This is a genomic window from Zunongwangia sp. SCSIO 43204 (genome assembly GCF_019904275.1).
Taxonomy (GTDB): domain Bacteria; phylum Bacteroidota; class Bacteroidia; order Flavobacteriales; family Flavobacteriaceae; genus Zunongwangia; species Zunongwangia mangrovi.
On record NZ_CP063204.1, the window covers coordinates 1,606,291 to 1,625,074 of the forward strand.

The 18,784-nt window shown below is 36.2% G+C and carries 16 protein-coding genes; 9 read left to right on the top strand and 7 right to left on the bottom strand.

Going from position 1 to position 18,784, the window contains the following annotated elements; translation table 11 throughout:
• Nucleotides 1–63: 63 nt before the first annotated feature.
• From groES to miaB, 6 genes are all read right to left on the bottom strand, one after another.
• A complete protein-coding gene (gene groES / locus INR75_RS07175; protein ID WP_092540257.1) occupies nt 64–339 on the bottom strand; it encodes a co-chaperone GroES in 276 nt (91 codons plus the stop codon).
• Between the two features lie 151 nt (nt 340–490).
• Nucleotides 491–856 (bottom strand): preprotein translocase subunit SecG, encoded by a 366-nt coding sequence (gene secG / locus INR75_RS07180; protein ID WP_223091365.1) that lies wholly within the window; start codon nt 854–856, stop codon nt 491–493.
• Entirely contained in the window at nt 853–1,719 is an 867-nt protein-coding gene (locus INR75_RS07185; protein WP_223091366.1) for a hypothetical protein, read from the bottom strand. Before INR75_RS07185 ends, secG begins: the two co-directional genes overlap by 4 nt.
• Before the next feature lie 8 nt (nt 1,720–1,727).
• Nucleotides 1,728–2,231, bottom strand: coding sequence for an LPS assembly lipoprotein LptE (gene lptE, locus INR75_RS07190; RefSeq protein ID WP_223091367.1), 504 nt, complete (start codon nt 2,229–2,231; stop codon nt 1,728–1,730).
• Between the two features lie 46 nt (nt 2,232–2,277).
• Complete coding sequence (locus tag INR75_RS07195; protein ID WP_223091368.1) at nt 2,278–3,573, bottom strand: sigma 54-interacting transcriptional regulator; 1,296 nt, start codon at nt 3,571–3,573, stop codon at nt 2,278–2,280.
• Between the two features lie 63 nt (nt 3,574–3,636).
• Nucleotides 3,637–5,082, bottom strand: a complete 1,446-nt coding sequence (gene miaB, locus INR75_RS07200) for a tRNA (N6-isopentenyl adenosine(37)-C2)-methylthiotransferase MiaB (RefSeq protein ID WP_223091369.1) — start codon at nt 5,080–5,082, stop codon at nt 3,637–3,639.
• Nucleotides 5,083–5,642: 560 nt separating this feature from the next.
• Here miaB and topA point away from each other — a divergent pair.
• From topA to INR75_RS07235, 7 genes are all read left to right on the top strand, one after another.
• On the top strand, nt 5,643–8,180 hold the full coding sequence (gene topA / locus INR75_RS07205) for a type I DNA topoisomerase (RefSeq protein WP_223091370.1): 2,538 nt from the start codon (nt 5,643–5,645) through the stop codon (nt 8,178–8,180).
• Nucleotides 8,181–8,184: 4 nt separating this feature from the next.
• Complete coding sequence (locus tag INR75_RS07210; RefSeq protein ID WP_223091371.1) at nt 8,185–9,348, top strand: formimidoylglutamase; 1,164 nt, start codon at nt 8,185–8,187, stop codon at nt 9,346–9,348.
• 113 nt (nt 9,349–9,461) lie between these two features.
• Nucleotides 9,462–10,832, top strand: a complete 1,371-nt coding sequence (gldK, locus tag INR75_RS07215; protein WP_223091372.1) for a gliding motility lipoprotein GldK — start codon at nt 9,462–9,464, stop codon at nt 10,830–10,832.
• A gap of 52 nt (nt 10,833–10,884) precedes the next feature.
• Nucleotides 10,885–11,547, top strand: a complete 663-nt coding sequence (gene gldL, locus INR75_RS07220) for a gliding motility protein GldL (RefSeq protein WP_223091373.1) — start codon at nt 10,885–10,887, stop codon at nt 11,545–11,547.
• A gap of 45 nt (nt 11,548–11,592) precedes the next feature.
• Entirely contained in the window at nt 11,593–13,152 is a 1,560-nt protein-coding gene (gldM, locus tag INR75_RS07225) for a gliding motility protein GldM (protein WP_223091374.1), read from the top strand.
• Nucleotides 13,153–13,167: 15 nt separating this feature from the next.
• Entirely contained in the window at nt 13,168–14,061 is an 894-nt protein-coding gene (gene gldN / locus INR75_RS07230; RefSeq protein WP_223091375.1) for a gliding motility protein GldN, read from the top strand.
• Nucleotides 14,062–14,145: 84 nt separating this feature from the next.
• Nucleotides 14,146–15,201 (top strand): FAD-binding oxidoreductase, encoded by a 1,056-nt coding sequence (locus INR75_RS07235; RefSeq protein WP_223091376.1) that lies wholly within the window; start codon nt 14,146–14,148, stop codon nt 15,199–15,201.
• Here the strand turns inward: INR75_RS07235 and INR75_RS07240 are convergent.
• Nucleotides 15,189–15,599 (bottom strand): DUF983 domain-containing protein, encoded by a 411-nt coding sequence (locus tag INR75_RS07240; RefSeq protein WP_223091377.1) that lies wholly within the window; start codon nt 15,597–15,599, stop codon nt 15,189–15,191. The genes INR75_RS07235 and INR75_RS07240 overlap by 13 nt on opposite strands.
• 66 nt (nt 15,600–15,665) lie before the next feature.
• On the opposite strand from INR75_RS07240, the gene INR75_RS07245 reads away from it, so the two are divergent.
• Nucleotides 15,666–17,582 (top strand): ABC-F family ATP-binding cassette domain-containing protein, encoded by a 1,917-nt coding sequence (locus INR75_RS07245; protein WP_223091378.1) that lies wholly within the window; start codon nt 15,666–15,668, stop codon nt 17,580–17,582.
• Between the two features lie 64 nt (nt 17,583–17,646).
• Complete coding sequence (locus INR75_RS07250; protein WP_223091379.1) at nt 17,647–18,783, top strand: efflux RND transporter periplasmic adaptor subunit; 1,137 nt, start codon at nt 17,647–17,649, stop codon at nt 18,781–18,783.
• Nucleotide 18,784 lies beyond the last annotated feature (1 nt).

Below are 18,784 nucleotides of genomic sequence, written 5' to 3' on the forward strand. Positions count from 1 at the left end.
AGTAGCCGAAAAATTCAGCTAAAAATTGGTTAATTTTAATTACGATTGAATTTGAGAAAGAAATTATACGATCGCGAGAATATCGTCTTCTCTCATGATAAGATAATCTGTACCTTCTAATTTAAGTTCGGTACCGGCATATTTGCCATAAAGAACCATATCACCAACACTAACAGTCATATCATGATCTTTGGTTCCTTTACCTACTGCCACAACTTTACCTCTTTGAGGTTTTTCTTTTGCAGTCTCTGGAATGTAGATACCTGAAGCTGTTTTAGTCTCAGCTGCTACAGGCTCGATAAGAACTCTGTCTGAAAGCGGTTTAATGTTTAGTCCCATTTTCTTTAAATTTATTTTGATTAATTAATTTTTAAATACTCGATTCTGAATATTTCGAAAATTATGCCACTCAAAAAAAGCTGACATTAATAAATAAAAAATGCCAGCTTTGTGACAAGCTGGCATTTTATTATAAAAATGGGTTTATTTTTTACTGAGCACTATCTATAGCTGGAGCAGTTTGAGTTTGCTCGTTTTGCTGTGCTGGTGCAGGATCTGCTTCTGGTAAAGCATTTTCTACTTCGTCCTCATCAAAGATCTTAGAATCTCCAAAACCGCTGCTGCCATCCATAATAGAAACATTACTTATTAGGATAAGTACCAATAGAACGGTTGCTAATGTCCAGGTACTTTTGTCTAAAAAGTCATTTGTCTTTTGTACACCACCAATTTGTTGACCGCCGCCACCAATAGAAGATGATAAACCGCCTCCTTTAGGATTTTGCACCATGATAACTACCACTAGCAAAAATGCTACGATAACTATTAAAACTAAAAAAATTGTGAATGTGCTCATTCTTTATCTGTATTATTTTCCTGTAATTTTTCGATTGCCCGAATTTGGTCTGCAAAGAAACCACTTTTTTCGGGATTTTTCAAAATTAAAATTTTATAAGCCTGAATGGCTTTTTTGTAGTTTTTTTGTTCAAGGTAAACCCGTGCTAAAGTCTCTGTCATTAAGGCTTCGGGTGCCGGGCTGGAGAGATCTGGAGCAGTTGCTTTTGGTGAAGATTTAGCCGGTTTTATTTTTGGGTTCTTAGAAATAAAACGGTCGATAATGTCGAATTTCTTCTGAATATTTTCTGGCGCGTCTTCTTCTTTTTTAGCTTGTTTTTGCTGCTCAAGAGGTTTCGCAGAAGTTAATCTAAGCCATTCTGAAAAGCTATGTGATTCAGCATTATTAAATTGTAGTGGTTTGCCAATTTTTAGTTGTTCTTCTGGTAACTCTTCTTCGCTTTTCTTGTTTTTTGAACGCTCAAAAAGCTCAGGATCCATCACCTTGTCAGATTCGTCCTGCTTCATTTGTATAGCTTCATCAATCGCCATACTTTTTTTGCCTAAAACTTCTATTGGTTCGTAAACCTCAAGGTTGTTAAGTTTTTCGTCTTGTATTTTAATTTGATGTGCTATACGATTTTGGTTAAAATAGATAGAGCTTATGTATTCAAAAAGTATTTCACGGTCGGTAGTAAAAGCCGCAGTTTTTCGCAAAGCCGAATTATAAGATGGGCTATCTGCATCCTTTAAACCTTTTAATCGAATTGCACGTGCTGCCTGAAAATAAGGCGCATTCATTAGAATATCTTCCAAAGCACGAGTTTCCTGTGGGGAAACCTCCTCGGGATGTTCTAATAAATATGTGAAATTCTTTAAATCCATAGCTAATTTTACCAGTCGGTTAAAGCTGCATTAAAAATATCCTGTGTTATCCTGTCGTAAATTTGTTCTATTGCTGTATCTAAGGTAGAGCCAATTAATTGTTGACCAGCCGGATAGTCATAATAGAAAGAAAAACGCCTGTCAAAATCTTTTTCTGGCTCCAACGTGTTATAAAATCTTACCTGCACTGCAATTGTTAGCCTGTTTTGCGCCGCTGTGTTTTGCGCCGTCGCCGTCATTGGTGCGATGTAATAATCGATAATTTCACCTTCAAAAATTAGATCGGCATTATTGTTTGTTAATGTAAGATTTGTTTGATTTTGGATAAGATCCTGTAAGTTAAGCTTAAAGGTTCTCTCAATTCCTGGTTCTATCAAATTTGCAGTATTCTGAAAATTGTTTACCTGAAAATTCTCTGCATCACCGGTACTTGCGCCGGTAAAAGAATAAATACCGCAGGAAACCAGCGTTAAAACACTAAAAATCGATAAAATAAGTCCTAATTTCTTCATAGGTATAGATCGTAAGTTTCGCTGTTTTTAGAACGAAATTCAGTAATTATAAATTGTATTGTTTGATCTTACGATAAAGTGTTCTTTCGCTAATCCCTAATTCTTCAGCAGCAGCTTTACGTTTTCCGTTATGGCGCTCGAGTGATTTTTTGATTAGTTCTAATTCTTTATCCTGAAGTGACAGGGTTTCCTCTTCTTCGATCTCTTCAGCAAAGTGATATTTGTCTTTTTCAGACAGATTTTCTGGCTCTGGAGCTTCATATTCACTTCGGCTACTTTGTTGCGGGATTTGAAGTACTTCAAGATTATCGCTATCCAGATCCTCTACATTAAAATCTTCAGTGTCCTCGTCGCCATTACCATAGATCTTTTGGATAAGTCCTTCATTTTCATCACGAACTTCCTTAGAATTGCCTTCCTGCATTAATTTTAAAGTAAGCTTCTTAAGATCATTGAGGTCGTTTTTCATGTCAAAAAGAACCTTATAAAGGATCTCTCTTTCATTACTGAAGTCACTATCCTTTTTCTTATCTGAAATTACCGCCGGCAAATTGCTGCCCATATCTGGCAAATATTCTTTAAGCTCTTTACCATTAATTGAACGATCCTGCTCTAGAACTGAAATTTGTTCAGCAATATTTCTAAGCTGACGAATATTCCCACCCCAGTGATATTTTTGCATTAAAAGTACGGCGTCATCTTCTAATCTGATGGTTGGCATTTTATATTTTAAAGCAAAATCTGAAGCAAATTTTCTAAACAATAAATGGATATCGCCCTTACGTTCGCGAAGTGGTGGTAAATGAATTTCTACCGTGCTTAGGCGATAATAAAGATCTTCTCTAAATTTTTCTTTTTTGATCGACTCGAACATGTTTATGTTGGTCGCGGCAACGATACGAACATTTGTTTTTTGAACTTTAGAAGAACCTACTTTAATAAATTCTCCGTTTTCCAAAACACGCAAAAGTCTTACTTGTGTTGGTAGTGGCAATTCCCCAACTTCATCTAAAAATATGGTGCCACCATCGGCTACTTCAAAATAACCGCTTCTTGTTTGGGTAGCGCCTGTAAATGCTCCTTTTTCGTGACCAAAAAGTTCACTGTCTATAGTTCCTTCAGGAATAGCTCCGCAGTTTACAGCAATATATTTACCATGTTTACGATGCGATAGCGAGTGCACTATTTTAGGGATACTTTCTTTACCAACACCACTTTCCCCGGTTACTAATACAGAAATATCTGTAGGAGAAACCTGGATGGCTTTTTCTATCGCTCTATTTAGTTTTGGGTCGTCGCCAATAATACCAAAACGTTGTTTTATAGCCTGTACTGATTCCATTTAAGGTGTGTGCTATTTAATGTTATTGATTTGTTGTTAAACCTGAAACCTTAAATTTTAGATTCAATTATTCTCACTATATCCAACAGCTTCACCAATTAGTGTAGCACTGGTGCAATCGCTAATTTTTACATTTACAAAATCACCAACTTTGTAGTTCTCTTTAGGGAAAACTACAACGGTGTTTTGAGTATTTCTACCACTCCAATGTGCATCAGATTTCTTAGAAGCTTTTTCGATAAGAACTTCAACGGTTTTTCCTAAGAATTGCTCAGTTCTATATTTACTATGTTCCTGCTGAAGAGCAACAATTTCAGATAGCCGTCTTTTTTTAGTTTCTTCAGGAATGTCATCTTCAAATTTTCTTGCAGCCATGGTTCCGGGTCGTTCAGAATAAGCAAACATAAATCCGAAATCGTATTTTACATATTTCATTAAAGAAATAGTATCCTGGTGATCTTCTTCGGTCTCGGTAGGGAAGCCGGTAATAATATCATGCGAAATTCCACAATCTGGGATTATTTTTTTGATATTATCGATAAGACTGAAATATTCTTCACGAGTGTGAAGACGATTCATCTTTTTAAGCATTTTATCGCTACCACTTTGTACTGGTAAATGAATGTAATTGCAAATGTTGCGGTGAGCGGCCATTACTTCTATAACATCTAAGGTCATATCCTGTGGATTGGAAGTAGAAAAACGAATTCTCATTTTTGGCTGTGCTTCAGCAACCATTTTTAGAAGTGCAGCAAAATTAGTAGCCGTAGCTTTTTGCATTGGCGTCGCATCCTTAAAATCTTTTTTAAGTCCGCCACCATACCATAGATAACTATCTACATTTTGCCCTAATAAAGTGATTTCTTTATATCCTTTAGTTGCAAGATCATTAACTTCTTCGATAATACTTTGCGGGTCACGGCTACGCTCTCTACCACGAGTAAAAGGGACCACGCAAAAAGTACACATGTTATCACATCCACGGGTGATCGATACAAAAGCAGAAACTCCGTTTGTTTGTAAACGCACCGGCGAAATATCACCATAAGTTTCTTCTTTAGAAAGAATTACATTTACAGCATTTCTTCCTTCTTCAACTTCATTGATAAGATTAGGAAGATCTTTATAAGCATCTGGTCCTACGACCAGGTCTACGATTTTTTCTTCTTCAAGAAATTTACTTTTTAGTCGCTCTGCCATACAACCTAAAACCCCAACTTTCATATTTGGGTTTATACGTTTTACAGCGTTATATTTTTCAAGACGTTTTCTTACCGTTTGTTCGGCTTTCTCTCTAATCGAGCAGGTATTTACCAAAACAAGATCAGCTTCTTCTAATTGCTGGGTAGTGTTGTATCCTTCTTTAGAAAGAATAGAAGCTACAATTTCACTATCACTAAAATTCATCTGGCAACCATAAGATTCTATAAAAAGCTTACGCTTGTTTTCTGTCTTTGGCTCCATTACCAGGGAGTTCCCCTGTTGCTTTTCATCAATAATCTTCTCCATAATGCTGTACTAAGCTAAGGTAATTAGGTGGCAAAGATACGTTTTAAGGTTCTTGTGACAAAGTGGCAGTAAAATTTTTTAAAATTTTTACGCAACCTTTTATAAAATCGGGCATCTAAAAGATGAAAGCCGATAAAAAAGGCCTGGCTTTTTGTTATTAAATGATCAAAGTTTTTTAGGAAAAATTGAGAAGGTAGAAAGATTTTGAAAAAGGGAAAAAGAGTGAAACCCCCGACCAATGCTAACAAAGTCAATAAAGAATATAACACCTATGAAATAATTCTGCCTAATGATGACTGCTACCGATCGGGGTAAACACTAGTTGTAATTTGGTATAAAGATAATAAAATCAATCTATTAAGTTTCTTAATTACGATTGTTATTTATGTTTGGTTTATTTTTACATGCCCGCCTCGTTGCGGGCATGTGATTTTTGTGCAAAATACTTTCAAAATAAGGCTTAATAGCTTATAATACTTCTAATTTAAAACCTATTTAATAAATCATTTATTAGGTTAAAAAAAAATTGATATACTTTTGCACTTACAAAAATGTAAACTATGGCAAAAAATTTAGTGATCGTGGAGTCTCCTGCCAAAGCAAAAACGATTGAAAAGTTTTTGGGGAAAGATTATAAGGTGGCTTCAAGCTTTGGACATATAGCAGACCTGCCTACCAAAGAGTTAGGAGTGGATACTGAAGGAGATTTTTCTCCTAAATATATCGTCTCTAAAGACAAAAAAGATGTAGTAAGAAAGCTTAAAGGCTTAGCGAAAGATGCTGAAATGATCTGGCTCGCAAGTGATGAGGACCGTGAGGGGGAAGCTATCGCCTGGCACCTTGCCGAAGAGTTAAAGCTTAAAAATGATCGCACCAAGAGAATTGTTTTTCACGAAATCACAAAATCTGCCATTTTAAATGCGATCGAAAATCCAAGAGGAATAAACTATAATCTTGTAAATGCACAGCAGGCAAGAAGAGTTTTAGATCGATTAGTAGGTTACGAACTTTCGCCCGTTTTATGGCGTAAAGTAAAAGGAGGACTTTCTGCCGGAAGGGTGCAAAGTGTTTCAGTAAGATTAATTGTGGAACGTGAGCGTGAGATCGAAGATTTTACTCCGGAAGCTTCCTATAGAATCGATGCTGAATTTGCTAATGCTGAAGGTAAAACTTTTAGAGCTAAACTTCCTAAGAATTTTGATACAAAAGAAGAAGCAGAAGCTTTCTTAAATGATAATTTAGGAGCCGATTTTAAAGTTGCAGATCTTACAAAAAAGCCTGCAAAAAAATCACCGGCACCACCCTTTACCACTTCTACATTACAACAGGAAGCCTCTAGAAAATTATATTTTTCTGTAAGTAAAACCATGACTTTGGCGCAACGCCTTTACGAAGCCGGTCACATTACTTATATGAGAACAGATAGTGTAAACCTATCTGATGATGCAAGAAAAGGAGCTAAGCGTGAGATCCTTAAAGCCTACGGAGAAGAATATGCGAAATCAAGACAATTTAAAGGTAAAACTAAAGGAGCGCAGGAAGCTCACGAAGCAATTCGTCCAACTAATTTTGCAAGTCATAGCGTTAAAGCAGATCGTGATGAACAACGTTTATACGAATTGATCTGGAAACGTGCTATTGCTTCGCAAATGTCTGAGGCGCAATTGGAGCGAACCAATGTAAAGATCGAAGCGAATAAACACGATAAACTTTTTACCGCTAATGGTGAAGTATTGAAATTCGAAGGTTTTTTAAAGGTTTATTTAGAGGGAAGTGACGACGAAGATTCTGAAGAGCAAAGCGGAATGCTGCCAGATATGAAGGTGAACGAAGTGCTTCAGAATATTTTTATAAATGCTACAGAGCGCTTTACGAGACCGCCTTATCGCTATACTGAAGCATCTTTAGTTAAGAAGTTAGAAGAGTTAGGAATTGGTAGACCTTCTACTTACGCGCCTACAATTTCAACTATTCAGAATAGAAATTATATAGAAAAAGGTTCTGTTGATGGAACAGAACGTGAATACACTCAATTTACACTGGAAAACGGAAAAGTTTCAGAAAAGAAATTAAGCGAAACCGTAGGGAGTGATAAAGGTAAATTAGTGCCAACCGCAGTAGGGAAGGTAGTAAATGACTTTTTGGTAAATCATTTTTCTAATATTCTTGATTACAATTTCACAGCAAAAGTAGAGCAAAGCTTTGATGATATTGCTGAAGGAAATGAAGAATGGACAAAAATGATGAAGGATTTTTATACCGATTTTCATCCCCATGTCCAGGATGTTGCAAAGAACGCAGATCGTGAAGTTGGAGAGCGAATCCTAGGAGAAGATCCTGAAACTGGAAAGCCGGTAAGTGTGCGTTTAGGGAAATTTGGACCAATGGTTCAGATAGGATCTGTAGAAGACGATGAAAAGCCAAAATTTGCAAGTTTAGGTCCAGATCAAACCTTAGATAGTATTACTTATGAAGAGGCGATGGATCTTTTTCAACTTCCGAAGGAATTAGGTGAATATAAAGGAGAAAAAGTAGAGGTAAATAATGGCCGTTATGGACCTTATGTGAAATTCGGTAAAAAATATGTCTCTTTAGAAAAAGGGGAAGATCCAATGAGTGTTGATTTTGATCGCGCTATGGAGCTTATCAAAGAAAAAGAGAAAGCAGATGCTCCTATTTATGAATATGAGGATATGCCTGTTCAAAAAGGAGTCGGTCGATTTGGTCCTTACCTAAAATGGAACGGTATTTTTATTAATGTGAATAAGAAATACGATTTTGATAATCTCTCTGATGAGGATATTGTTGAGCTTATAGAAGATAAGAAGCGTAAGGAGCGCGAGAAGATCATTAGCAATTGGGAAGAAGAAGGAATTAGAGTCGAGAAGGCCAGGTGGGGTAGATCTAATGTTATAAAAGGTAAGACAAAAGTTGAAATACCTAAAACAGTAGATGCTACTAAGATTACTTTAGAGGAAGCAAAAGAGATCATAGCTAAAAAAGCGCCAAAGAAAAAAGCGGCTAAAAAGACTACTAAAAAGAAGACAACTGCTAAAAAAACGACTAAGAAAACAACGAAGAAAACTTCCAAAAAATAACTGAATGGAATTGGATTTTTTAAGTCCTGTAAGTGATGAGTTGATAAGTTATGCTGAAGCTTTGAGTCAGCATAGTATTGGTGCAAAAGCAAAATTTAATTCGGTTTTAAACGGCTTGCCAGATCTAACTGATGTTCAGATCGCTATAGTTGGAATTCGGGAAAATCGTTTAGCTGAATCTTATGAAGACGAACTTTTAAATTTCGACGGGATAAGAAGGGCTTTTTACAGCTTGTTTCCTGGGAATTGGCATGTGAATATTGCAGATCTAGGAGATATCCAACAGGGAGATAGTGTAAAGGATACCTATTTTGCAGTAGAAAAAACGGTAGCTGAATTGGTGAAAAAGGATGTAATTCCAGTTTTACTTGGTGGTTCGCAGGATCTTATTTACGCCCAGTACCGCGCTTACGATACCTTAGATGAAATGGTGAACCTTGTAAATGTAGATGCAAGATTTGATCTTGGAGATGCAGAACAGGTAATCTCTAATAAATCTTATATTTCTAAGATCATAGTAAACGAACCTTATAATTTATTCAATTATTCTAATATAGGTTATCAAACCTATTTTAATTCTCAGGATGAAATAGAGTTGATGGATAGATTATTTTTTGATGCTTATCGTCTGGGTGAAATTAGTAATGATATTTCACTTATCGAACCCATAATGAGAGCGGCCAATTTAGTTAGTGTAGATTTAAATTGTGTGGATTCTGGATCTCTGGGAACTACATTTTTTAGATCGCCAAATGGATTTAATGGTAAAGAGATCTGTGCAATTTCTAGATATGCCGGCTTAAGTGATAAGGTAAGTTCTTTTGGAGTTTTTGAATATACTTCATCTTTAGGAGAATTGTCTAATATGTTGTTAGCGCAGATGATCTGGTATTTTGCTGAAGGTGTTAACTACAGGAATAACGAGAATACTGTAGCGGCAAAACAGGAATTTATTAAATATCAGGTGCCAATTTATGATGATGTACTAGTGTTTTTTAAAAGTCCGGTTAGCGGTCGGTGGTGGATCGAAATTCCGTACGTAGCAGATGCTAATACTAAATTAAAAAGAAGCACGTTATTACCATGTAGTGAAGAAGATTATTTGGAAGCCTGCAATCAGGTTATTCCAGAAAGATGGTATAAAGCAAAAAGAAAAAACGAAGTTTAATAGACTTTGGCCAAGCCTATATATATTGTAATTTTCTTAAAACTATTGTTTTTTAGAAAATAATTAGATAGGTTTACTGCCTTAAATTGAGATGTCTTAACCTAAAAAGTATTATGAAGAAAATTGTTTCGCTGGTTGCTGTTCTTGCTTTAATCTACAGTTGTGGAAGTAATGACAGAGGGCAACTTGTAGGTGCGGAAGGAAAAAGATGGAACCCTGAAGAACCTTTTGGGATGGTGTTGGTCCCGGGAGGATCGTTTATTATGGGGAAGTCTGATGATGATATAGCAGGACAACTAAATGCTCCGCCAAAGACGGTTACAGTCAACTCATTCTACATGGACGAAACCGAAATTACGAATTCTGAATACCGCCAATTTGTAAATTACGTCAAAGATTCAGTTGTGCGCGTTATGCTTGCAATGGAAGCAGAGCTTGAAGGAGCTACTCCAGGTGCAGATGGTATTGGAGAGTATGCTTTTGCAGATGCAGATGAATCAGATCTTACTCCGTATCAGCAATATATGCTAGAGACTTATGGTACAGGAGGAGAAATGGATGCCTACGAAAACCGTAAATTAAATAAAGATATAGATATTGAGTGGGATACTGAAGATTATCCAGATGTAGCCTATGCTCGAGTAATGGATCAATTATACATTCCGCAGGAAGATGCTTTTAATGGAACCAGAACGATAGATGTAAAGCAACTAAAATTTAAGTATAGTTGGATGGATGTTCAGGCTGCAGCGAGAGGAACAGGTGAACGTCGTGATTATGTAAAAACTGAAGTTGTTGAGGTATATCCAGATACTGCAGTTTGGATCAAAGATTTTAATTATTCTTACAATGAGCCTATGCATAACGATTATTTTTGGCATAGTGCTTTTGATGATTATCCTGTAGTGGGAGTTAACTGGAAACAAGCCAGAGCTTTTTCACAATGGAGAACAAAATACAATAACGACTTTCGTAAATCCAGAGGAGATAGTAATGTTCCTCACTATAGATTACCAACAGAAGCAGAGTGGGAGTATGCTGCGCGTGGAGGTTTAGAAGGAGGAACTTACCCATGGGGAGGTCCTTACACTAAAAATGATCGTGGATGTTTTATGGCTAACTTTAAGCCTCTAAGAGGTGATTATGCCGCAGATCAAGCTTTGTATACTGTTGAAGCAAAATCTTTTGATCCTAACGGATATGGATTATATAATATGGCTGGTAATGTGGCAGAATGGGTTAACTCTTCTTACGATGCTTCATCTTATGATTATATGTCTTCTATGAATCCTACCGTGGATGATTATGAGGATCCTAGAAAAGTAGTAAGAGGTGGATCTTGGAAAGATGTCGCTTATTTCTTACAGGTGTCATCGAGAGATTATGAGTATGCAGATTCAGCAAGAAGTTATATTGGTTTTAGAACAGTGCAGGATTATCTAGGTAACGATGTGCCACTTAACCAACAAATGCCTTCAAATTAGAATAACCAACACCCCCTAAATAACAATCTTTAAAACTTAATCATTATTTATTATGGCACAATCAAAAACTAGAGCGAAAATTATGAATATGGTATACGGTATTGGTGCAGCCGTAGTTATCATTGGAGCGCTTTTTAAAATTATGCACTGGCCTTTTGGTAACGAGATGTTGATAGCTGGTCTTGTAACTGAAGCATTTGTTTTCCTTGTATCTGCTTTTGAACCTGTGGATGAAGGATACGATTGGTCCCTTGTTTATCCAGAATTAGCACAGGGAAGTGCAGCGATCACATCTCCAGCAAAAAAGGAAACAGTGATCGAAGAAAGTAAAGACGCTCAAGGTATGCTTTCTAAGAAATTGGACGATATGTTGAAGGATGCTAAGGTGGATGCAGCATTAATGAGTAGTCTGGGAGAAAGTATAAGGAACTTTGAAGGAGCTGCCAAAGGTATAGCGCCAACTGTAGATGCCATGGCATCACAGAAAAAATATAGCCAGGAGTTAACAACTGCTGCAACTCAAATGGAAACTCTAAATAGTATATATAAAGTTCAGGTAGAATCTGCATCTAAGCAAGCTGAAGTTAATAAAGCTGTAGCCGAAAATGCTGGTAAGCTTAAAGCTGAGATGGATTCTCTAACTGAAAACTTAGCTTCTTTAAATGGAGTTTATGGTGGTATGCTTACTGCTATGAATGTACAAAGAAGAGCTTAATTTTTTTGATACTTTATATTAATAAACTAATTAGAAAATAAATAAATGGCATCAGGAAAACAAAGCCCAAGGCAGAAGATGATCAACCTGATGTATTTAGTGTTCATCGCGATGATGGCGCTTAATATGTCTAAGGAGGTTCTTGTAGCCTTTGGTTCGATGAATGAAAGGTTAGAGGAATCTAACGCCACTACCGAGCAAAGAAATGTTGCAGCAATGCAAGGTTTACAAACGAAAGCAAACGAGCAGGCTGAAAAGTATGCTAAGTTGGCTCAAAAAGCAGAAACTATAAATCAATTATCTCAGGAATTAGATACTTATATTGCTGGGGTGAAAAATGATTTAACCGGAGAATTAGATGATCCAAAGGATTATCAAGCGATGGATAAAACAGATGTTTTAGACGAGAAGTTCTTTAAAGGAGGTAAAATTAGTCCTGAAGGTCAGGAATTTGTAGATAAGATAAACACTTATCGTGAAAGTATTATCAATATTTTAGGAGAAGAGTTTAGTTCTTTAAATAATGAAATTGCTCGTAAGTTCAATACCGATGAGGTAGAAGATAGTGAAGGAACAAAAAAACCATGGCTAACTTATAACTTTGAAGGCTTTCCACTAATAGCTTCAATCACTCAGTTAACTCAATTGCAATCTGATGTTAAAACTACCGAGAATGATGTTCTATCAGCAATGTTAGCTGGACAGTTACAGGAAGAAGTTTCTATGAGTAATTATACCACGATCTTGCAAGCTGAAAAATCAGCTTATTATCAGGGTGAAACTTTTAACGGAGCTATTGTTCTTGGGAGAAGTGATGAAACTACAAAGCCTAATAAAATTGAATTAAAATTAGACGGGAGAACACTTTCTGAAGATGATTATTCCCTTCAGGGTGGTAGAGTTGTGCTAAACGTTCCGGCAGGAAATGCGGGGGATCACACAATTACTGGTCAACTTGTGTTTAATGAAGGAGAAGAGGATCCTATAGAGGTTCCTGTAAACCAAAAGTTTGCTACAATCCCAAAACCAAATTCAGCAACAATTTCTGCAGATAAAATGAATGTTCTTTATCGTGGAGTAAAAAACCCATTGACCATTTCAATGGCTGGTGTTCCAGATAATAATGTTCAGGCAAATGCACCTGGTTTATCAAGAACTTCTGGAAGTAGTTATGTAATGGATGTAACTTCACTTCAGCAAAGAGAAGTTAAGATCAATGTCACGGGAACAATTGAAGGGAAAAGTTACCCTTCTAGTTCAACATTCAGAATTAAAGATATTCCAAGTCCGGTTGGATCGATACGAAGAGAAACTGGTTCAGTAAAAATGCAGAGAAACAGTTTAGAAGGTTCTGAGGTAGGAGCTGAACTACCAGATTTCGACTTTGATATTGGGTTAAGAGTAACAGGATTTAGCTTTAAAGTTTCTGGACAACCAACGGTTACTGTTAGAGGTAATAGGTTAGATAATGCTGCTAAGGCTGCATTGCGTAGAGCTGGTAGAGGAGAAACTGTACAAATCTTTGATATTGACGCTACTCTAACTACTAACAGTGGTTATAAGCTTAAAAAGATAGCTCCGGTTTTTATAGAACTTACGAATTAAGAAAAGTAGAATATTATGAAAGGGAAATATATAATATATAGTTTGTTTTTGCTTGTTAGTTTTTCTGGCGTAGCACAAACAGCTAATATTTTAAATGCTGAAAAACCTGAAGATATTGGGAAGTCACGTAATGCGGAAATCGCAGAAAATGTTGATGGTGGCCCTTTAGAGTATGGTTATGTAGATGATCGTGATGTACTTTGGTCTAAAGGTACCTGGGAGATCATCGATTTAGATGAACGAGTGAATTTTCCTTTGTATTATCCTGTTGATACTTTAAATATTTCAGCAAATAGAAGATCCTTGTATGATGTTTTGATTAGAGCTATTAAAGATGGTAAGATCGAAAATATTTATGCGGATTCTTATTTTACTGAAAAAAGAACATTGAAAGATATTCAGGCGACAATTTCCAAAGTTGATACGACAGATTACGGTATCGAACAGTATAATGCCGGTCAGGAAGTTGAAGAACAGTTTATAGATCGTAGAGATCTTGGAGCTGCAGATATTCAGGAATATAAGATTCGTGGTATTTGGTACTTTGATAAAAGACAGGCCGAACTGAAATATAGAATTTTAGGAATCGCACCTAGAGCTCCAGATGTTAACTTTATTGATGATTCTGAACTTGGGAATGAATTAGTAGATCTTTTCTGGGTTTGGTATCCGGATGCCAGAGAAGTGCTTTATGATGCAAAAGCTTATATTGGTAATAATACGACCATTTCTTTTGATCAACTCTTAAATGCGAGACGATTTAATGCTGTGATCTTCAAAGAAGATAACGTGCAGGGCGATCGCCAAATTAATGATTATATTGTTGATAATAGCTTTCTACAATTATTGGAATCTGAACGTATTAAGGAGCAGATTCGAAATTTTGAACAGGATATGTGGAATTATTAAGTGATAATTCTTTATAAATAAATGAAAAGCGCCTTTTAGAGGCGCTTTTTTTATTCTTAATTTGTAGTTATTTAAAAATAAAATATGCTGGATTATATAGTTGTTGGTTTAGGACTTAGCGGAATCGCAATTTCAAGTCAGTTGCAAAAACGAGGACGCAGTTTTGTTGTTTTTGAAGATAATTCTCAAACTTCAACAAAAGTTGCTGGCGGAATTTACAATCCGGTTATTTTAAAGCGATTTACACTTGCCTGGGAAGCCGATAAACAGATTAGTTATTCCATTCCATTTTATCAAAAATTGGAAGAGGAACTTAATGAAAAGCTTTTAAGACCATTCAGTATTTACCGTAGATTTCATTCGATTGAAGAACAGAATAATTGGTTTGAAGCTGCCGATAATTTCAGATTATCTCCATTTTTAAATACACAACTTATATGGCAGGTAAATAATGCTATTCCCGGAGATTTTTCATTTGGTAAAGTAGAGAAAACCGGTGCTTTGGATACTGAATTACTTGTTAGATCCTATAAAAAATACCTTGAAAAACATCAAATATTAAAAAATCAACGCTTCGAATATTCTAAACTCAAAATTAGTGAGGAGGGCGTTTCTTATGATGGGCTGGAAGCCAGAAATATTATTTTTTGCGAAGGTTTTGGAGTTGTAAATAATCCTTATTTCAATTATTTGCCGTTGCGAGGGAATAAAGGTGAGTATCTAGTGATTAGATCGGAAGAACTTCAGTTAAAACAGGCTGTAAAATCATCGATTTTCATCCTTCCGTTAGGAAATGATTTATACAAGGTTGGGGCGACTTATAATCATCAGGATAAAACTCAGGCCCCCACCTTAGCAGCAAAAGAAAAATTGAAGATGGATCTTGATAAAATGATCAATTGCAAATACGAAATTGTAGATCAGGTTGCCGGGATACGCCCAGCGACATCAGATCGTCGTCCGTTGGCAGGAAATCATCCAGAGCATCAACGATTTTTTATCTGTAATGGTTTTGGAAGCCGTGGTGTTTTAATAGCTCCTTTGATTTCAGAAAAGCTGCTTAATTTTATAGAAGATGAAATTCCGTTACCGCCAGAGGTTGATATTCGGCGTTTTCAGAAGAAATTTTATAGATCCTGATTTTGCCGTTTTGCCTTCGCAACAGCATCCTTATCGTAACTCAGGAAAAAATTGATCCATATATTTCTTGAAAGTCGCATTATTATAGGCATAAAGACAATAAGTGTGCCTACGATTGCGAAAAAGGAAGTTAATAGTCCGCCGCCCAAAAAATAATGGGCAATAATAAAAGCCGCAACCGCAAAGGCTACTCCAACAGCGTAGCTTACATACATTGCACCGTAAAAGAAAGAAGGCTCTATTTTGTACTTGGTCCCGCAATGTGAACAATGCTCGTGCATTTCGTAAACCTTGCTTAGTTTAAAAGGGTTTTTCTCTTTGTACATGCTTTCTTCCTGGCATACAGGACAGGTTCCTGTTAATATGCTATACAATTTGGTGCCTTTCAAGAATTTCATATTATTTTTTTTGCATTACAAATTTAGTCATCTTTGCACGAATCATAAGATACTTTAGTTACAATAATGCTCAACATACATAATCTTTCAGTCTCTTTTCAAGGAGAATATTTATTTCAGGAAATTAGTTTTCGTTTAGGTGCCGGTGACCGTATAGGTCTTATTGGTAAAAATGGAGCCGGGAAATCTACAATGTTAAAAATTATTTCTGGAGATCAGGAATATGATAGCGGACAGATTGCCAAGGATAAAGATCTAAGAATTGGTTTTCTTAAGCAGGATATCGATTTTGTACAGGGTCGTACTGTTTTAGATGAAGCTTATCAGGCTTTTGAAGAAATTAAACGCCTGGAGGCTAAAATGAATGAAATTAATCATCAATTAGCAACGCGTACAGATTACGAGAGCGATTCTTATACAGAGTTAATTCAGGAGCTTACCGATGTTACCCATCAATATGAAATTATTGGTGGTTATAATTACGAAGGAGAAACAGAGAAAGTTTTGCTTGGTCTTGGTTTTAAAAGAAAAGATTTTGAAAAGCTTACCGATACTTTTTCTGGAGGATGGCGAATGCGAATAGAACTAGCAAAGCTTTTACTTCAGAATAACGATATTTTATTGCTCGATGAGCCTACTAATCACCTTGATATCGAAAGTATAATATGGTTAGAGAGTTTCCTTAATTCTTATCCTGGTTGTGTGATCTTAGTTTCTCACGATAAAATGTTTTTGGATAATGTAACCAACCGAACAATAGAAATTTCCTTAGGCCGAATTTACGACTATAAAAAGCCATATTCTAAATATTTAGAGCTAAGAGGTGAACTCCGAGAACAGCAACTGGCTGCTCAGAAAAATCAGCAAAAAGAGATTGAGCAGACAGAGAAGCTTATCGAGAAATTTAGAGCAAAAGCTTCTAAGGCTTCGATGGCGCAGTCTTTAATAAAAAAGCTGGATAAGGTTAATCGTATCGAAGTAGATGAAGATGATAATGCGGTGATGAATATTAGTTTTCCGGTTTCTGTACAGCCGGGGAAAGTTGTTGTAGAAGCCGAGCATGTGGGTAAGGCGTATGGAGAGCACCAGGTTTTAGATGATATTAATTTGCTTATCGAGCGTGGAAGTAAGATAGCTTTTGTTGGGCAAAACGGTCAGGGAAAAACAACCTTGGCAAAAATTATAATCGATGAAATTTCTCACTCCGGAAATCTAAAATTAGGACATAATGTTCAGCTGGGTTATTTTGCACAAAATCAGGCTGATTATTTAGACGGAGAAAAAAGTATTTACGATACCATGGTCGATGCAGCAAACGAGAGCAATAGATCTAAAGTTCGTGATATGCTGGGGTCCTTTTTATTCCGTGGAGATGAAGTGGATAAAAAAGTAAAAGTTTTATCTGGAGGGGAACGAAATAGATTGGCGCTTTGTAAAATGTTGCTACAGCCTTTTAATGTGCTGGTGATGGATGAACCTACCAACCACCTGGATATTAAATCTAAAAATGTTTTAAAAGAAGCCTGTAGAAATTTTGAAGGCACCTTAATTATCGTTTCTCACGACAGGGATTTTCTTCAGGGATTAACCAGTACGGTTTACGAATTCAGAAATAAAAAGATAAAAGAGTATCTTGGGGATATCGATTATTATTTAGAGCAGCGTAAACTTGAAGATATGCGTGCGGTGGAGAAAAGAGATAAAACTCCAAAAGCTGCGGTGAAAAAAGAAACTACAGAAAAGCAATCTTATGAAGATCAAAAGAAGTTAAAAACGCTAAATAATAAGCTTAGCAAAATAGAGTCGAAAATCACCAAAATCGAAAAAGAGCTTAAGAAAAAAGATCATGATTTAGCAACTAACTACGAAAAAACCATTGCGCAGGCAGGCTTTTTAGATAGCTATAATGATAAGAAGAAATATCTTAAATCTTTGATGAAGGAATGGGAAGATTTGCAGCTAGAAATAGAAGAAATAAGCTAGTTTCTTAAAAAATTAAGATATTCAATTAAACTTTAACGGGTTTTAAGAGTCCAATTAAATAATTATGGATAAACGCAAAATAATTCTTTCAGTTCTTGGACTCCTACTTATCGTTGGGGCCGTATTTGCAGCAAAGTGGATCATCGATAGCAACGTCAAAAAAGATCCCGAAATTCAAAAAGTTGTAAAAAACGTATTTGTAAAAACAGTAAAAAATGACACTGTTCCTATTAGTATTCCTGCTAATGGAAATGTTTCTGCTCTAAGAAAACTCGAACTTTACTCAGAGGTTCAGGGGATATTTAGAAGTAGTAGTCATAATTTCTTGCCCGGGCAGGAATATAAAAGAGGTCAGGTTTTATTGAATATCGATTCTGCGGAATATGCCGCCAGCGTTCAATCAGCAAAAAGTGATCTGTATAACAGTATCACAGCGATAATGCCAGATTTACGTTTGGATTATCCTGAAGTCTTCGAAAAATGGCAGGATTATTTAAACAATTTCGACATTAATAAATCGGTTCCTAATTTACCTGAAATCGAAAATGACAAAGAAAAATATTTTATAAGTGGTCGTGGTATCGTATCGGCTTATTACAACATTAAAAATCTGGAAGAGCGTTTGCGAAAATATACGCATGTAGCGCCTTTCGATGGAATTCTTACCGAAGCTTTAGTAAAAGAAGGAACACTTATTAGGTCTGGACAAAAACTGGGTGAATTTATAGATCCATCGGTTTATGAGCTTCAGGTTTCCATTGCCAAAAAGTTTAGTGATCTATTAGCTATAGGTAAAGAAGTAAAACTTCAGAATTTAGATAGAACTCAAGAATACACTGGTACTGTAAGCCGAATTAACGGAAGGGTAAATCTTGAAACACAAACCATCCAGGTGTTTATTCGCGTTGAAGGACAAAACATCCAGGAAGGAATGTATTTAGAAGCAATGCTGGATGCCAAGGAAGAACCAAATGCACTTGAAATTCCGAGGGAATTATTAGTAGAGCGTTCTAAAGTGTACGTGGTAAAAGATAGTGTTTTAGATCTGGTTCGTGTAGAGCCGGTTTATTTTAGTACAGAAACTGTTGTTGTAAAAGGTTTAGAGGACGGTACAAGAATGCTTGCAGCATCTGTGCCGGGAGCTTATGCCGGGCAGTTAGTAAATGCTGAAGAAATAGAAGACACCGCAAAAACAGAATAGC

What these genes read in the sequence shown, in the direction of transcription:
- groES (WP_092540257.1), bottom strand. Translation starts at nt 339, where the DNA reads ATGGGACTAAACATTAAACCGCTTTCAGACAGAGTTCTTATCGAGCCT.
- secG (WP_223091365.1), bottom strand. Translation starts at nt 856, where the DNA reads ATGAGCACATTCACAATTTTTTTAGTTTTAATAGTTATCGTAGCATTT.
- INR75_RS07185 (WP_223091366.1), bottom strand. Translation starts at nt 1,719, where the DNA reads ATGGATTTAAAGAATTTCACATATTTATTAGAACATCCCGAGGAGGTT.
- lptE (WP_223091367.1), bottom strand. Translation starts at nt 2,231, where the DNA reads ATGAAGAAATTAGGACTTATTTTATCGATTTTTAGTGTTTTAACGCTG.
- INR75_RS07195 (WP_223091368.1), bottom strand. Translation starts at nt 3,573, where the DNA reads ATGGAATCAGTACAGGCTATAAAACAACGTTTTGGTATTATTGGCGAC.
- miaB (WP_223091369.1), bottom strand. Translation starts at nt 5,082, where the DNA reads ATGGAGAAGATTATTGATGAAAAGCAACAGGGGAACTCCCTGGTAATG.
- topA (WP_223091370.1), top strand. Translation starts at nt 5,643, where the DNA reads ATGGCAAAAAATTTAGTGATCGTGGAGTCTCCTGCCAAAGCAAAAACG.
- INR75_RS07210 (WP_223091371.1), top strand. Translation starts at nt 8,185, where the DNA reads ATGGAATTGGATTTTTTAAGTCCTGTAAGTGATGAGTTGATAAGTTAT.
- gldK (WP_223091372.1), top strand. Translation starts at nt 9,462, where the DNA reads ATGAAGAAAATTGTTTCGCTGGTTGCTGTTCTTGCTTTAATCTACAGT.
- gldL (WP_223091373.1), top strand. Translation starts at nt 10,885, where the DNA reads ATGGCACAATCAAAAACTAGAGCGAAAATTATGAATATGGTATACGGT.
- gldM (WP_223091374.1), top strand. Translation starts at nt 11,593, where the DNA reads ATGGCATCAGGAAAACAAAGCCCAAGGCAGAAGATGATCAACCTGATG.
- gldN (WP_223091375.1), top strand. Translation starts at nt 13,168, where the DNA reads ATGAAAGGGAAATATATAATATATAGTTTGTTTTTGCTTGTTAGTTTT.
- INR75_RS07235 (WP_223091376.1), top strand. Translation starts at nt 14,146, where the DNA reads ATGCTGGATTATATAGTTGTTGGTTTAGGACTTAGCGGAATCGCAATT.
- INR75_RS07240 (WP_223091377.1), bottom strand. Translation starts at nt 15,599, where the DNA reads ATGAAATTCTTGAAAGGCACCAAATTGTATAGCATATTAACAGGAACC.
- INR75_RS07245 (WP_223091378.1), top strand. Translation starts at nt 15,666, where the DNA reads ATGCTCAACATACATAATCTTTCAGTCTCTTTTCAAGGAGAATATTTA.
- INR75_RS07250 (WP_223091379.1), top strand. Translation starts at nt 17,647, where the DNA reads ATGGATAAACGCAAAATAATTCTTTCAGTTCTTGGACTCCTACTTATC.